We start from the raw sequence: 15,551 nt of genomic DNA, 5'->3' as shown, positions 1-15,551 counted from the left end.
TCAGACGGGGAGCTTGAGCAGTTCGTCGACGGCGCCCATGACCTTGTTACGCACTTGCATCAGCATCGAGAAGGACAGGTTGGCCTGCTGCGAGGACAGCATGGCGCCGACCAGGTCGTCGCTCTTGCCGCTGTCGACGGCGGCCATCTTGTCGCTCGCCGCGCGCTGCTCGCCGTCGACGCTGGCCAGCGCATCCTTCATGCTTTGCGCGAAGGAGAAGCCGCCGGTCGCGCTGTTCTGGGTCGGCTGCCCGATGTCGATCGACGGGGCCACGGCAAGGCGGCTGGCGTCATTGGTCAGGGCGGCGAGATCGGCGCGGATCAGACCAGCAAGTTCAGTTCCCATCGTGTTTCCTGCTCCCATGCGTAGATTTCGTGTGTGAAGGTTGGTAGCGAATTGACAGTGTTTCCTAGTGTCAATGTGTCGAAATTTCGATTGCGCTTTGGAAATTGTTAAATTTTTAGGTTCTTGAAGAAGCTTGGTTTCTGTCGCGGAACCAGGGGAAATATCAGCTTCGTCTATCGTCGCCCTGTATGAATTTCCTCAATTCAGCGCTGAACACCAGCATATTACCGTACGGCAATGACGAATTCAAAGAGGAATCTCAAGCGTTGCGACACAATTTAACAGGTATAATAGTTGCCTTGGGGAATGAAAAGAAAGCATTCCTGCTTATTTAAATGTTAATTTGAACATGCCGATCGCAAGCCCTGACCCTACCTCGCAGCACCAAGTGCTCGACCCCTGCCTGCTGGGGCGTCCGGTGCATCTGCTGCCCCAGTTTGCGGGACGTCTGCTGGATGACATCGACGCTGCAATGCAAGGTGCCGCGCGCCGTTACTGGGGTGGCTGGCGTCTCGACAGTGTCGTATTCGGACGCGCGCCGCAGGACACCGGACTGCGTTGGATGGCCGCAACGGGTGCCTTGGGCACGGTTTCGGTGGCATTTGAACGTGGTTTATTGCTGACACTGTTGGAGCGGCGCTACGGTGGCCGTAGCGCCGCCGCAATGCCGCGCGATCCCGGAACGGAACGCGTGACGGCGACCGAAGAGCGCCTCATCGTCGTGTTGACGCAACAGATGGCCGACCTGTTGTATGCACGCGTCGCTGTAAGCGCAGCAATGGAAGTGGCGCCGAGGCCGGTGCCGGCCGGCGCCGTGGCCGGATCGACCATGCCGGGCAAGAGCGCCTGGACGATCTGCGCCACGGTGCGCGATGCCAACGGTGCAACGAGCCGGTTCTGGATCGCCCCGGACCAGTCGCTGATGGCTGCGATCCTGGGCAGCCTGCGCCCGGATCACCCGCACGCCCATGCGGTGCGCGGACCGAGCGAACCGCTGTCGTCGAAGCTGCAGGTCAAGCTCGACGGCCGCCTGATCAGCAAGGAGATCACGCTGGGCGCGCTGTTCGACCTGAAAGTCGGGGACGTGATACCGGTCAACGTGGGCCGGGCCGACGTCCTGCTCGACGAAGCGTGCCTGTTTACGGCCGCCGTCGCTGAGCACAAGGGAAAGCTGTGTTTAACCTCTTTTGAAGATGCCGAGTAAATGGACATGAACCTGAATGAGCAAATCGCCGGCGGCGACATCATCATCGACGACCTGGAAGGCGGCGATGCCCCGGTCGCCGCAAGCAGTGGGGCGGCCAAGTCGGCCCGCCTGCCGCAGATGATGCGCCGCATCCCGGTGACCCTGACGCTGGAAGTGGGCTCGGCCCGCATCTCGCTGCAGGAGCTGATGGAGATCGGCCCGTCCTCCGTGCTGCCGCTCGACGCGCTGGCCGGCGAGCCGCTGGTCATCAAGGTCAACGGCGCCGCCATCGGCCGCGCCGAAGTGGTGGTCGCGGGCGAGCAGTACGGCTTGAAGGTGATCGATCTCGACGGCCTCAACCTGGACCTGATCGCACCATGAGCTTGAAGCTGGACGGCGCGAAGCCGCGTCGAGCTTTGCGCCGCTACGCGCCGGCCTTCGCCGGCGTTTCTCTTTTGCTGATCGCGGGCGCGGCATCGGCTGCGCCGCAGCATCCCGACCTCCTGCCCGGGATCATCCCCGGCACCGGCAGCGGCCTCACCGTGAAGTCGCAGATCCTGGTGCTGATGACCGTCCTCGGGCTGCTGCCCGTGATGGTCATGATGATGACCAGCTTCACGCGCTTCGTGATCGTGCTGTCGCTGCTGCGCCAGGCGCTGGGCCTGCAAACGGGCCTGCCGAACCGGATCATCACCGGCGTCGCGCTGATTCTCACGCTGCTGGTGATGCGCCCGGTCGGCGAGCAGGTCTGGAACGAAGCCTTCGTCCCCTACGACAAGGACAAGATCACGCTCGAGCAGGCGCTCAGGACCGCCGAGGTGCCGCTGTCGCGCTTCATGCTGGCCCAGACCAGCAAGGCCGCGCTGGCCCAGGTCGCGCACCTGGCCGGCGAGCCGCCCGAGATGGCGCCGATGCAGCGCGGCTTCACCGTCAAGCTGGCGGCCTTCGTGCTGTCCGAGCTGAAAAGCGCCTTCCAGATCGGCTGCATGCTGTTCATTCCCTTCCTGATCATCGACCTGGTGGTGTCGTCGGTGCTGATGGCGATGGGCATGATGATGCTGTCGCCGCTCGTGATCTCGCTGCCTTTCAAGCTGCTGCTGTTCGTGCTGGTCGACGGCTGGACCCTGACCGTGAACACCCTGGTCGGCAGCATCCACGGATACTGAGTAAATAAAGATATGACTCCCGATATCGCCGTCGACTTCGTGGCCGAGGCGCTGCGGCTGGTGATGCTGCTGGCGGCCGTGCTGGTGCTTCCCGGCCTGGTGACCGGCGTGATCGTCGCGCTGTTCCAGGCCGCCACCTCGATCAACGAGCAGACCCTGAGCTTTCTGCCGCGCCTGCTGGTGACCCTGATGGCGCTGATCCTGGCCGGGCACTGGATGACCGGCAAACTGATGGACTACTGCGTGGCCGTGTTCCAGCGCGCCGCCCAGCTGGTCGGATAGGCCGGCGCGCACGATGCTCGAAGTCGCCGGTTTCCTGCTGCCCCTGATCAGCGCGCTGTGGTGGCCGTTCGCACGCTGCATGGCGATGCTGGCGACCGCGCCGGTGCTGGGAGAGTCCTATGTGCCGCTGGCGGTGCGCGCGCTGCTGTCGGTGGTGCTGGCCTTCATGATGCTGCCGATGACGCAGGGCCGCGCGATGCCCGATCCGTTCTCGCTGGCGGGCGTGGTGGCGATGGTCGAGCAGGCCGTGATCGGCGGCGTGATCGGCCTGGCGCTGCAGCTGACGATGGCGGTGGTGTCGACGCTGGGCTTCCTGGTGTCGAGCCAGATCGGCTTTTCGATGGCGCAGATGAACGACCCGGTCAACGGCCAGCAGTCGGACGTGGTGTCGGGCCTGCTCGGGCTGGTGGCGATCCTGGTGTTCTTCGCGATCGACGGCCACCTGGTGCTGGTCGGCGTGCTGGGCCAGAGCTTCCGCGCCTGGCCCGTCGGCGGCGGCTATGCTCCGCTGCTGCTGCAGACCGTGGCCCTGAACGTGGGCTGGGTGTTCGCGGCCGCGATCCTGCTGGCGCTGCCGATCGTCTTTTCGACCCTCGTGGTGCAGATCGGTCTCGGCTTCCTGAACCGGGTGGCGCCGTCGCTGAACCTGTTCTCGCTGGGCTTTTCGCTGGTGACGCTGTTCGGCCTGATGATGCTGGCGCAGGTCGTGCGCTTCATCCCCGAGCATTACGTGCAGATGACTAACCAGGTGCTGGAGATGCTCCAGCAGCAGATGAGGGCGGCCCATGGCTGAAGGCAGCGGCGGCGACAAGACAGAAAAGGCGTCAGGCCAGAAGCTGAGAAAGGCGCGCGAGCAGGGGCAGGTGGTCCGCTCGAAGGACCTGGCCACCGCGGTCGGCATCCTGGCCAGCCTGAAGCTGCTGGTGTTCCTGATGCCGGACTACCTCGAATCCTTCCGCGCGCTGTTCCGCATGGTGTTCGTGCCGCTCGGCGAAGCCGGGGCGATCGAGAACGCGCTGTCGATCGTGTTCGGCAATGCGGCCATCCTGCTGATCAAGATGCTGCTGCCGCTGTTCGGCGTGACCCTGGCGGTGCTGCTGTCGAGCCTCGTGCCTGGCGGCTGGAACTTCTCGACCGCCAGCCTGGCGCCGAATTTCAGCCGCTTCTCGCCGGTCACGAACCTGGGCAACCTGGCCTCGGCCAAGCACTGGAGCACCTTCGGGATCTCGGTCGCCAAGGCGCTCGTGCTGGCGACCGTGCTGTGGTACGTGGCGCGCTCCGGCGCGGCATCCTGGCTCGACCTGCAGCGCCTGCCGCTGTCGGACGCCATCCTGCGCGGCGTGTCGCAGCTGTTCGACGCCCTGATGGCGCTGATCTCGGTGTTCCTGCTGTTCGCCCTGGTCGACGTGCCGCTGCAGTCCTTCCTGTTCGCGCGCAGCCAGCGCATGAGCAAGCAGGAAGTGAAGGAGGAATTCAAGAGCACCGAGGGCAAGCCCGAAGTGAAGGCGCGCATTCGCCAGATCCAGCAGCAGCTGGCGCGGCGCAACGTGAACAAGACCGTGCCGACCGCCGACGTGGTGATCGTCAACCCCGAACACTACGCGGTCGCGCTGAAGTACGACACCAGCCGCGCCGAGGCGCCTTTCGTGGTCGCCAAGGGCATCGACGAGATGGCCCTGTACATCAAGGCGGTGGCGGCGAAACACAGGATCGAGACGGTCGCGCTGCCGCCGCTGGCGCGCGCGATCTACAACACCAGCCAGGTCCAGCAGCAGATCCCGGCGCAGCTCTACCAGGCGGTATCGCAGGTGTTGAACTATGTGCTGCAACTGAACGCATTCCGTGACGGCCGGCGCCAGGCGCCCCCACGGTTCCCGAACGAAGTCGTCGTTCCCAGTCATTTGAGTGAGGTATCCGCAACATGAACATGATTAACGGCTTGATGGCCGAGCTGCGCCGCCAGAAGTTCGCCACCCCGGCGTTCCTGCTGGCGCTCCTGGCGATGATCATGCTGCCGCTGCCGCCGGTGCTGCTGGACGTGATGTTCACCTTCAACATCGTGCTGGCGCTGATCGTGATCCTGGTGTCCGTGTCGGCCAAGCGTCCGCTGGACTTCTCGGTGTTCCCGACCGTGATCCTCGGCACCACGCTGATGCGCCTGGCCCTGAACGTGGCCTCGACCCGCGTGGTGCTGCTGCGCGGCCACGAGGGCAACGCCGCGGCCGGCCATGTGATCGAGGCCTTCGGCAACGTCGTCATCGGCGGCAACTTCGTGGTCGGCATCGTGGTGTTCGTGATCCTCATGATCATCAACTTCATCGTCGTCACCAAGGGCGCGGAGCGGATCTCCGAGGTCTCGGCGCGCTTCACGCTGGATGCGCTGCCCGGCAAGCAGATGGCGATCGACGCCGACCTGAACGCGGGCCTGATCAACCAGGAACAGGCGCAGCAGCGCCGCAAGGACGTCGCCAACGAAGCCGACTTCTACGGCGCCATGGACGGCGCCTCGAAGTTCGTGCGCGGCGACGCCATCGCCTCGATCCTGATCCTACTGATCAACCTGATCGGCGGCGTCGCAATCGGCGCGCTGATGCACGGCCTGTCGATGGGCGATGCCTTCCGCCAGTACGCGCTGCTGACCATCGGCGACGGCCTGGTCGCGCAGATTCCGGCGCTGCTGCTGTCGGCGGCGGCGGCGATCCTGGTGACCCGCGTCAGCGATTCCGGCGACCTCGAAGAGCAGGTCGGCGGCCAGCTGCTGGCCCAGCCGAGCGTGCTGTTCTCGGCCGCCGGCGTGATGATCATCCTGGCCCTGGTGCCTGGCATGCCGTGGTTCTTCTTCATGATCTTCGCCGGCGTGCTGGCTTATGTGGGCTGGCGCCAGACCGGCCAGGTCAAGGCGCCGTCGCAGGACAGCGTGGCCGCCATCGAGGCCGCGCTGCGCGACGACCGCGTGCCCGACCTCGACTGGCAGCAGCTGCCGGTGGTGCAGCCGATCTCGGTGGCCGTCGGCTATAAGCTCGTGCACCTGGTCGACAAGGCGCAGGGCGAGGCCCTGACCAAGCGCATCAAGGGCGTGCGCCAGAGCCTGTCCGAGCAAATGGGCCTGCTGCTGCCCGCCATCGGCGTGCGCGACGACCTTACCCTGCGTCCGAACCAGTATGCGATTTCGCTGAACGGCACCGTGGTCGCGGAAGGGGAGGTGGTGGCCGAGGCGCTGATGGCGATCCCGTCGCCGACCGTGTACGGGCAGCTGGACGGCATCCCCGGCATCGAGCCGGCTTTCGGCATGGCCGTCACCTGGATCGACCCGGAGCAGAAGGCGCACGCGCTGGGCCAGGGCTACCAGGTGGTCGAGGTGGCAAGCGCGATCGCGACCCACGCCTCGAAGATCGCCAAGGATTACCTGTCGGAGCTGTTCCGCCACGAAGACGTGCCGGCGATGATGGACCGCCTGACGGCGCTGTCGCCCAAGCTCGCGTCGGCGCTGGACAAGGCGCTGACCCACACCCAACTGCTGCGCGTGTTCCGCGTGCTCCTCGCCGAGAGCGTCTCGCTGAAGGACATCGTGGTGATCGCCACCACGCTGCTGGACAGCTCGGAGTCGACCAAGGATCCGATCCTGCTGGCGGCCGAGGTGCGCTGCGCGCTGCGGCGCCAGATCGTGTCCGGCCTGTACGGCAAGAAGAGGGACATGCCGGCGTTTAACCTGTCCGGCGACCTGGAGAACATGCTGCTCGGTTCCCTGAACCAGGCGCGCCAGAACAATGGCGGCAAGATCGCACTCGACAATTATCCGATCGATCCGCAGCTGCTGTCCCAGCTGCAGCTGAACATGCCGGTCGCGCGCGAGCAGATGAAGCAGCAGCACACGCCGCCGCTCCTGCTGGTGCTGCCGCAGATCCGTCCGCTGCTGGCCCGTTATGCGCGCCTGTTCGCGCCGGGGCTGCACGTGCTGTCGTATAACGAGATTCCGGAGAACCGCGAGGTCTCCATTATTGGTTCGGTGGGCTGACCATCGTGGGCACGGAGTGCCCACGCAAACCTTTATTGAAGAACGGGAAGCACCAGCGCCAATTCCGCCATCGCACGAAACACCGGAAGGCTGAGCGCCGACGCCGCGTCCGTCGAAGGCAGGCGGATGTGGGCAGGCCCCATCGGCAGGCTGGCGCGGTACTTCCATCCCAGCACGCGCAATCCGGCGCGTGCCACCGCTTTCTCGAGTTTCGGCTCCAGCGCGCGCAGGCGCGCGAGCGAGGCTTCGTCCGGCGCGCACAACTCCAGGCGCACGCCGTCGGCCAGGGGTTCGGCCTGCACGGTCACCACGGTGCCATCAATCAGCACCAGTTCCAGGCGCAGGGCGGCGCGGGCACGGCGCCTTTTTTGCTGCTGTTGCGCTTCGTGTTCTTCCTGCACCACGCGCAGGTGCTGGTCCTGCGGGCTGCCCGCATGCACCGTGAAGCGCCAGGCGTCGAGAGGAGAGGTCTGGTCGCCCTGGCGCAGCACGCGCGGATCCTGGCCCGCCAGCAGCATCGCCGTCGGCAGCTGGCCGGGGCGCGCCTGCAGTTCGCGGTTCACGAGCTGGGTGCCATAGCTGCGCACCATGCTGCGCCATGAACTGGCGAGCGTCCCGGCCTCTTGAGTGGGCCAGCTCAGCTGGCGCGCCATCAATACCTGGTCCGGCCGCATCGCGGCGCCTTCCGCCATGCCGTCGCCGCCCGGTGCGGCTTTCGCCTGCGCCTGTTGCGCGCCGGGCAGGGGCAGCGGCAGGGAATCCATCTCGGCCAGCAGCGCGGCCGGGGCGACGGCGGCGACCGCACCGACCGGCAGCGGCCCGGCGGCGGGTGCAGCGGGCAAGGCCGGCGCAAGGAGCGGGGGGAAGGACAGGGAGGCCATGATAAAGGCAGAGTAACAAGTAAAAAGGCCAACCGCAAGGCTGGCCTTTGGGGGCTCCCGGCTGGTCTAGCCCGGGAAGGCGGCCGATGCCGGCCCTGCGATTACTGCAGCAGGGACATGACCATCGACGACATGCTGTTGGTCTGCTTCAGCATGGCGGTCGAGGCTTGCAGCAGCATCTGGTTCGAGGTCATGTTCGAGCTTTCAGCTGCGAAGTCGACATCCATGATGCGGCCGGTTGCGGCTGCGGTGTTGGTCGAGACGTTCGACAGGTTGTTGTAGACGTGGTCCAGGCGGTTCGATGCGGCGCCCAGCTTCGAACGCAGGCCGCTGACGGCGTCGATCGCGTCCGACAGGGTCTTGATGCTGCCGTTGGCTGCCGTGCTCGAAGCGATTTCGGTGCCGACGGCGGTGACGGTCGAGCTGGCGGTCGAGCTGAAGGCGCCCGAGGTGCTGCTGATGTCGGTAGCCATGGTCGACAGGTCGGTCGAGAAGTCGGCGGTCATCTTCTCGGTTTTGTCCGAGCCGATCTGGAAGTCGATGGAGCTCTTCAGCTTGCCGGTCGAGGTGTTCAGCAGCTCGGTGCCGCCGAACTTGGTGTTCGACACGATGTTGCTCAGTTCCTTGCCCAGCGAGTCATACTCGGTCTGCATCGCGGTACGGTCGGTATCCGACGACGAACCATCGGCTGCCTGGGTTGCCAGGTCCTTCATGCGGACCAGGATGTTGTTCACTTCGCTCAGCGAACCTTCGGCGGTCTGCAGCATCGAGATCGAGTTCTGGGTGTTGCGCATTGCAACTGCCATGCCGCTGCTCTGGGCTTTCAGGCGGGTGGCGATCTGCAGGCCGGCTGCGTCGTCCATTGCCGAATTGATGCGGTAGCCGGTCGACAGGCGGGTCATCGAGGTCGACAGGCTGGTCTGGGTCTTGCTGATCGAGTTTTGTGCGGACAGCGAAGCGGCGTTGGTGTGAAGGCTCAGCATTTTCAAGCTCCTGAATATCGGTTTGGTCTGTTCGGAGCAGCCTTTCTGGCGCTCTCACAAGTACAAGACGACCGTTTCCACACATCCATTAAATTCCACGCGGAAATTTTTTTAAAAATTCTGCGGTCTCGCGTAAGCCCTTGATTTCATGGGTAGGGCGCGATTGCCTGACTATCCGCTCCTTGTTCAATCATCAAGAACGGCCCGGGCACGCCCTCGTGTCGGGAAAGCGCCACGATCCTACGCCGGTCGCAAGGCATCCAGCGATTATGTTGCCCTACGAAAACTCTTTCCTCTATATTCCACGCGGAAATTTTTTTAAAAATTTTGCGGTCGCGCGTAAGCCCTTGATTTCATGGCTAGGGCGCGATTGCCTGACTATCCGCTCCTTGTTCAATCATCAAGAACGGCCCGGGCACGCCCTCGTGTCGGGAAAGCGCCACGATCCTGCGCCAGTCGCAAGGCATCCAGCGATTATGTTGCCCTACGAAAACTCTTTCCTCTATAATCACGAAGACTTTCCTTCGCCGGCATACCGTTGCTCTCTCGCCGGGCGAACCCATCCTATCTATCGCGTTCCCCCACATGGCATATAGTAATAGTTCCGTTCCCGGCCATTCCGGCACCCAGGACCAGGCTCAGGCCAATCAGCTGTTCAACCACGGCCTGCAGCTCCACAGCCAGGGCCAGGTCAATGAAGCGATGCTGTCGTATGAACAGGCGCTCAAGCTCGCACCCCGGCATTTCCAGGCCTTGCACCATGTCGGCATCGGCGCTTTCCAGTTGGGCGACCCTGGCCTGGCGGAACATTTCATCCGCTACGCGCTGGCGGTCAACGCGAACGTGGCGGAAGCGCACGGCAACCTGGGCAATGCGCTGAAAGAACAGCAGCGCTTCGACGAGGCGCTGGACAGCTACGACGCGGCATTGGCGCTGCAGGCCGGCGATGCGGATACTTATTACAACCGCGGCATCGTTCTGCAGGGGCTGCGGCGGCAGGAAGAGGCGCTGGACAGCTACGACCGTGCGCTCGCGCTCAACGCCGACGACGCACAGGCCTGGAACAACCGTGCCGTGGCGCTCAAGGACCTGGGCCGCTTCGAGGCCGCCCTGGAGAGTGTCGGCCGCGCGCTGGCGCTGAACGCGCACAATGTCGAGGCCCACAATAATCGCGGCAACATCCTGAACGATAGCGGCGAGGCCGAAGCCGCGATGCAGGCCTATGACCTGGCGATCGAGCTGTTTCCCGGCTATGCGGACGCCTGGTATAACCGGGGCCGCGCACTGCAGGCGCTGGAGCGCACCAAGGAGGCCGTGGAAAGCTACAGCAAGGCGATCGCCCTGAACCCGCAGCTGGTGCAGGCCTACAATAACCGGGCGACGGTGCTGCGCAAGCTCAGGCGCCTCAAGGAGGCGCTGGCCGACTGCGAGCAGGCGATCGAGCTACAGCGCGGCTACGTCGAGGCCTATCGCACCCAGGGGCAGATCCTGCGCGACATGGGACGCCCGGACATGGCGGCCCTCAGCTACGAGGCGGTTACCGTCCTGGACAAGAGCGACGCCCTGGCGATGCAGCATCGCGCGCTGGCACTGAAGGATAGCGGGCAGTACGAAGCTGCGCTCGAAAGCGTCGGCCGCGCCATTGCCCTCGAGCCGGACAACGCCGACCTCTACCTGACGCGTGGCGTCATCCAGCGCGAAACCAGGGACCACGACGCGGCGATCGCCAGCTGCCACAAGGTGATCGAACTTTGGCCGCACCATCCGTCGGGCTATACCAACCTGGGCCGCGTAATGGAAGAGCTGGGGCGCAGTGAAGAAGCGATGGCCTGTTATGAGCAGGCGCTCGCGGCCGATCCCGCCTGCTCGCTGGCCCGCTTCAACCGTGGCCTGCTTCAGCTGCAGCAGGGTAACTACGCGGAAGGCTGGCGCAGCTACGAGTCGCGCTGGACGGCGCAAGAGCTTTCCCTGTCCAGGGACAGGCGCGAATACGAGCAGCCGCTCTGGACCGGCGTAGAGTCCCTGGCGGGCAAGACCATCCTGCTCTGGGGGGAGCAGGGCCTGGGCGACACGCTGCAGTTCTGCCGCTACGCAAGCATGGCCGCTCAGCGCGGCGCCACCGTCATCCTCGAAGTGAAGCCCGAACTGGTCAGCCTGACAAGCAGCCTCGATGGCGTGTCGCGCGTCATCGCCAAGGGCGATCCGGCCCCGGCCTTCGACCTCCATTGCCCGCTGATGAGTCTTCCGCTGGCGTTCGGCACCCTTGTCGAGACCATCCCGGCCGGCGTGCCTTACCTGGCCGCCGATCCCGCCAAGGTCGTGCACTGGGCCGGCACGCTGGGCGAGCAGACCCGTCCGCGTGTGGGCGTGGTCTGGAACGGCAATCCCAAGTACCAGAACGACGCCATCCGCAGCATCACGCTGGAGCAGTTCGCGCCGCTGTTCGGCGAGGAATGCGACTTCGTCGTGCTGCAAAAGGAGGTGCGGACGGCCGACAAGGCGGTGCTGGGCCTGCAGCCCAAGGTGCGCCAGTTCGCTGCGGCGATCCGGGATTTCAGCGACACGGCGGCGCTGTGCGAACTGATGGACGTGATCGTCACCGTCGATACCAGTGTGGCGCACCTGGCTGGCGCACTCGGCAAGCCCGTGCGGGTGCTGCTGCCCCGCCGTCCCGACTGGCGCTGGCTGCTCGAGCGGGAAGACAGCCCGTGGTATCCGAACGCGAAACTGTACCGCCAGCCCTCCGAGGGAAATTGGAGCGCGGTCATCGACAAGGTACGTGCGGACCTGCGCTCGCGACATGCGAACTGAATGACGAACGAATCGCTTTTTGACGGCTTGTTAACGAGAACCTTCGGCTCTGATGCGGCTTTCCAACGAAGCCTTGCATGTCGCCATCAATACGGTGGCGGCGGCTTGTTTGCTTGAGCGCATTCATGATATTGTCTGACGCCAACAAAGTAAAAAATGTCTCCTGGCCAAGTCTCAAACAGCGCCTCTTTTCTTTCCCTATCCTGATCGAAGTCTAAATGAGCTTTATCAATCAAATCATGGCGCTGCAAGAGATTGCGGTCACGCCTGACAATGCGGCCGCCATGATGACGGTATGTGCGAACCTCGAGCAGGAAAATCCCTACATTCCATCCGATTTCAAATGGATACTGGACTACAAGCGTTTCGAGATCGAGCGCTTGCGCGGCGCCGCGGGTCCGGCACTCGGCTACCTCAAGGCTGCCATTGCACTCGCCCCGTACCGCGAGAACCTGCAGCAGCTTTACAAGGGACTCGTCGCGAAGACGCCGGCGAAAGCGTCGCTGGCCTTGATCATCAGCTGCCGCCGCTATCAGGACAACGCGCTGCGCCTGGCCCAGCAGTTCGACGCGGCACAATTTCCGTACCTGATCGTGACCGGTTCGGATACCGCCCCGATCGAGCATCCGCGCGCAATCCAGGTCAACGCCCCCGACAATTATGAGAGCCTGCCTCGCAAGGTGACGGCAGCCTTGCACTGGGTGTATGAGAACGTCGATTCCCAGGTGGGTATCCTGAAGGTGGACGATGACCAGACCCTGGTCGATCCGGAAAGGCTCAAGGATGCGGTTTACCTGCTCAAGCAGGAGGACGTCTATGCCGGTTTCCCGGTGACCAGCCTGAGTCACGACCGTTGCTGGCACTGGAATAAATGCGAGGATCCGGTACTGAACCGGCGCGCATACGGCAAGCCCTTCCACCGTCCATGGGCACGTGGCGGCGCCTATTACCTCGGCAGCGGTCCGCTGGAAAAGTTTGTCATGGCTACCATTCGTTTCCCCGGCCTGCTGGAAGGCGAATATTACGAAGACAAACTGGTCGGCGACGTGATGGCACTCGAAGGCGTACCGCTTGGACAATTGGAGTCCGAGCGCGACTTCGGCCTGAGCCTGGACCATCAACATCGTTTCGTCGCCGCCTGAGCGGGCGGCACTGCCTATCACTAGGACATCATGAAAATACTGTTACTGAACGACGAGTTCTACACCACCGGCGCCAGCACGGCGATCCTGCGCCTGGCCGAACATCTCCGCGAACAACACGAGGTTTCCGTGATGCCGCGTATCGATGGGGAAGGCGACATCAAGACCAAGCTCAAGGCTCTGGACATTCCGATCGTCTCGAACGCTTCCGACGTCGACCTCGTCGTCGCCAACACCATGATGGGGGGTGAATTCGTGGCAAAGTTCGGCGCCCAATGCCCGATGATCTGGTGGATTCATGAGTCTGATATTGGCCGTCAATTTATCCTGAGGAACCCGGCGCTGGCCGAAGGTTTCCGCCAGGCTGCGGCAATCGTTTTCCAGACGACCTACCAGAAGATGGTGTACAGCAGCTTTACCTTCGATTCCCCTGCCGAGGTACACGTTCTGCCTTTCTGGAACGACGCCATCTACACGCAAGCGATCGAACCGGCACCCAAGGACAAACTTCGCATCGTGTCGATCGGAACAGTCGAGCCGCGCAAGCGCATGCAGGACACGATCAATGCGGTCGAGCTGCTCAGCGACAGCATGAAGCGCGAAATCGAATGTGTCTTCATCGGCAAATTCATTCATCTCCCGGAGAGGGAACAGGCAATCGTCAAGGCGCACCCGGAGCGTTACCACTTCCTGGGCGAGCAGCCGAATGAAATCGCGTTGCGATACCTGGCTTCCGCCGACTGCTTCGTATTGGCCAGCTCGAGCGAGTCGCAACCGTTGTCGATCTGGGAATCGTTCGAACTGGAAGTGCCAATCTGCGTCTCCGACCTGGATACCTATCGGCACATCGGCCTGAAACACGGCGTCAATGCGCTCGTGCACCCGGTCGGCAATACGGACATTCTCGCGGAAAACCTGAGAACGATCCTGAGTAATCAATCGGTACGCGCGAGCCTTCCGAAGGCGGCAAAGAGTCTGCTGCTCCGGACCCTGGCAAAAGACTGGCGCAGCGGTTTCGACGGCATCATCCGGGACGTCACCACGCGCCGGGAAATCAGCAAGCTGGGATATTGAACCGGCTCCGCCGCGCAAGGCCTTCTGCTGAAGCAGCCGGAGACCGGTGGTCGGTCTGGTGCAAATTTGGAGTAGCAGAACTTTGCAAGGTTCGCCGAATTCGCATGTTGAGGCTGGCGCCAACGCGTGAGGTTCTCAATGCCTGTGTACCGCCTTCCAGGCTGCGTATTCGGACGGTCGCAAACCATAGCGCGCCAGTACGCCCTCATGTAAGCGCTTGAGTTCTTCAACGATGAGCGCCTGCACGCTGGGCTGCTCATGCTCTGGGACATGGCGCGCCACGGATCGCTGGATGCTGGCGAGTGGCTCGTTTTCAGTGTGAATGACGATCTCGCGAATGGTCTGCTTGATCAGGTCACGCCAGGCCAGGCGCAGCGGATCGGGTTCGGTCAGATTCTGCTTCAGGGCGAGATATTCCTGTGTCGAGCGTTCATAGGCCCAGACGTACAGGTCACGCAGCAGCTCGACGCGCGTCAGCTCGTATACGCCGAGAGTGGCACGGCTGTAGGCTTGCTCGGGTACGTCCAGAAACGTGAGTGGGCACAGATTGGCGAGAAACAGCGGCAGATTCGCGGCCAGCCGCGAAGTGCGTTTATTGATGTCGGCAAATGGCTGCAAGTAAGGCAAATGCACCATCATGAAGAACGACTGCTCGAACGGATCACTGATCTGGTTTGCCTTGTTCAGCAGCGCGTCCAGGGCGTCCTCGAGCTGCTGGGACGTGAACAGGGGACGATAGACGTTTTTGCCGATGTCGACCGCATGCAGCCGGATTCTCCCTTCGTCCGCGGGGTTGGGCAGCAAGTTTTCCGCCAGGGCGCTGTGCAGGTTCATCAGCGTGTAGCGGTTGAACTCCGCCTCGCTGATGTTTTCGACAAGAAGTTCGATGGCCGTCTTGTGATTCAGAATCATCTGCGTTTCGATAGCGGCCTTGCCACGGGCCGCTTTCCCGTGCTCGATGAGTTCGCGCGTATCAAGGCGTGAATAGGTATTGCCTTCCAAATGGCTCGACGCCCACGACAGATCGATCAGCAAGCGATTCAGGATGGCCCGGCTGTAGGTGCCTGCAGGCGCCCCGACATCGGCGGTGATGCCCATTTTTCGTAGTTGGCGACGCAATGACTCGGACAGGTACCAAGTCTCGTTTGGGCGGTAGGCGTCCAGAAATTCGCGCTGGTAGCCCACTGGCTTGCGTGCTTCCACGGGCTGGTCGACATGGGCAAGAATGTCCTGGCTGTCCGCGGAGAGCGGGATAAAGCTGGGGAAAGCGTCCGTACCGGCATTTTTTACGCTCGTGTCAGTGCGGGTACCAACGCTGAAATAGCGGCGAGCTCGACCTTCACCTACCGCAGTGACTTGGCTCCGTGCGATCAGTTGTGCGATTGAGCGCTGAGCCGTACGCCGGGCAACATCGGGATGTTGACTAAGAAGTTCAGCCAGTGTCAGACCGGTGTCGGACATTCGGATACTGTTCAGCAAGTCAGCGGCGGTCGGCATGATTGATTGGCGCAGTCAAGAAATAGATGGCGCAATTGTGGCGCAGTTCTCTGAACTGCGCCAGCTTATATGCCAAATATGGCGCGGTTTAAGCTGGGTTTGTTTGACGCTACTGAAAGCTGAGTTCGCCAATAAGTGCTTTGGTATGGATATGAGGCTGGCGTTTTCT

Annotated in this window: 14 protein-coding genes; 10 read left to right on the top strand and 4 right to left on the bottom strand. The window is 63.0% G+C overall.

Going from position 1 to position 15,551, the window contains the following annotated elements; translation table 11 throughout:
• On the bottom strand, window positions 1-345 hold the full coding sequence (fliE, locus tag AC1DOP_RS03290; RefSeq protein ID WP_442122493.1) for a flagellar hook-basal body complex protein FliE: 345 nt from the start codon (window positions 343-345) through the stop codon (window positions 1-3).
• Between the two features lie 349 nt (window positions 346-694).
• On the opposite strand from fliE, the gene AC1DOP_RS03285 reads away from it, so the two are divergent.
• From AC1DOP_RS03285 to AC1DOP_RS03255, 7 genes are read left to right on the top strand one after another with little or no spacing between them, the layout of a single operon-like run.
• Window positions 695-1,549 carry a FliM/FliN family flagellar motor C-terminal domain-containing protein gene (locus tag AC1DOP_RS03285; protein WP_477249793.1) on the top strand — a complete coding sequence of 285 codons (855 nt, stop codon included), beginning with the start codon at window positions 695-697 and terminating at the stop codon, window positions 1,547-1,549.
• The gene (locus AC1DOP_RS03280) at window positions 1,550-1,912 is read left to right on the top strand and encodes a FliM/FliN family flagellar motor switch protein (protein WP_442122495.1); all 363 of its coding nucleotides are present in this window, start codon (window positions 1,550-1,552) and stop codon (window positions 1,910-1,912) included.
• A complete protein-coding gene (gene fliP, locus AC1DOP_RS03275) occupies window positions 1,909-2,697 on the top strand; it encodes a flagellar type III secretion system pore protein FliP (protein WP_442122496.1) in 789 nt (262 codons plus the stop codon). Before AC1DOP_RS03280 ends, fliP begins: the two co-directional genes overlap by 4 nt.
• Window positions 2,698-2,709: 12 nt before the next feature.
• Window positions 2,710-2,979 carry a flagellar biosynthesis protein FliQ gene (fliQ, locus tag AC1DOP_RS03270; RefSeq protein ID WP_442122497.1) on the top strand — a complete coding sequence of 90 codons (270 nt, stop codon included), beginning with the start codon at window positions 2,710-2,712 and terminating at the stop codon, window positions 2,977-2,979.
• A 13-nt stretch (window positions 2,980-2,992) separates the two neighbouring features.
• Window positions 2,993-3,772, top strand: a complete 780-nt coding sequence (gene fliR, locus AC1DOP_RS03265; RefSeq protein ID WP_442122498.1) for a flagellar biosynthetic protein FliR — start codon at window positions 2,993-2,995, stop codon at window positions 3,770-3,772.
• Window positions 3,765-4,904, top strand: a complete 1,140-nt coding sequence (locus AC1DOP_RS03260) for an EscU/YscU/HrcU family type III secretion system export apparatus switch protein (protein ID WP_477249789.1) — start codon at window positions 3,765-3,767, stop codon at window positions 4,902-4,904. The genes fliR and AC1DOP_RS03260 overlap by 8 nt, the downstream gene beginning before the upstream one ends.
• The gene (locus tag AC1DOP_RS03255) at window positions 4,901-6,994 is read left to right on the top strand and encodes a flagellar biosynthesis protein FlhA (RefSeq protein ID WP_442122500.1); all 2,094 of its coding nucleotides are present in this window, start codon (window positions 4,901-4,903) and stop codon (window positions 6,992-6,994) included. The genes AC1DOP_RS03260 and AC1DOP_RS03255 overlap by 4 nt, the downstream gene beginning before the upstream one ends.
• 32 nt (window positions 6,995-7,026) lie before the next feature.
• On the opposite strand, the gene AC1DOP_RS03250 is transcribed toward AC1DOP_RS03255, so the two are convergent.
• Both AC1DOP_RS03250 and AC1DOP_RS03245 read right to left on the bottom strand, forming a co-directional pair.
• Window positions 7,027-7,875 carry a hypothetical protein gene (locus AC1DOP_RS03250; protein ID WP_477249787.1) on the bottom strand — a complete coding sequence of 283 codons (849 nt, stop codon included), beginning with the start codon at window positions 7,873-7,875 and terminating at the stop codon, window positions 7,027-7,029.
• A gap of 101 nt (window positions 7,876-7,976) precedes the next feature.
• Entirely contained in the window at window positions 7,977-8,858 is an 882-nt protein-coding gene (locus AC1DOP_RS03245; protein ID WP_442122502.1) for a flagellin N-terminal helical domain-containing protein, read from the bottom strand.
• Between the two features lie 585 nt (window positions 8,859-9,443).
• Between AC1DOP_RS03245 and AC1DOP_RS03240 the strand changes: the two genes are divergently transcribed.
• The 3 genes from AC1DOP_RS03240 (at window position 9,444) to AC1DOP_RS03230 (ending at window position 13,885) form a co-directional block, all read left to right on the top strand.
• Window positions 9,444-11,669, top strand: coding sequence for a tetratricopeptide repeat protein (locus AC1DOP_RS03240; protein WP_442122503.1), 2,226 nt, complete (start codon window positions 9,444-9,446; stop codon window positions 11,667-11,669).
• A gap of 218 nt (window positions 11,670-11,887) precedes the next feature.
• Window positions 11,888-12,811 carry a glycosyltransferase family protein gene (locus AC1DOP_RS03235; RefSeq protein WP_442122504.1) on the top strand — a complete coding sequence of 308 codons (924 nt, stop codon included), beginning with the start codon at window positions 11,888-11,890 and terminating at the stop codon, window positions 12,809-12,811.
• Between the two features lie 30 nt (window positions 12,812-12,841).
• On the top strand, window positions 12,842-13,885 hold the full coding sequence (locus tag AC1DOP_RS03230) for a glycosyltransferase family 4 protein (RefSeq protein ID WP_442122505.1): 1,044 nt from the start codon (window positions 12,842-12,844) through the stop codon (window positions 13,883-13,885).
• Between the two features lie 135 nt (window positions 13,886-14,020).
• On the opposite strand, the gene AC1DOP_RS03225 is transcribed toward AC1DOP_RS03230, so the two are convergent.
• Window positions 14,021-15,382, bottom strand: a complete 1,362-nt coding sequence (locus tag AC1DOP_RS03225; RefSeq protein WP_442122506.1) for a Fic family protein — start codon at window positions 15,380-15,382, stop codon at window positions 14,021-14,023.
• Between the last annotated feature and the right edge of the window lie 169 nt (window positions 15,383-15,551).

It is taken from the genome of Massilia sp. 01N410, assembly GCF_056399665.1.
Note: the sequence above shows the minus strand (reverse complement) of the source record. Positions and strands in the feature narration are given on the sequence as shown.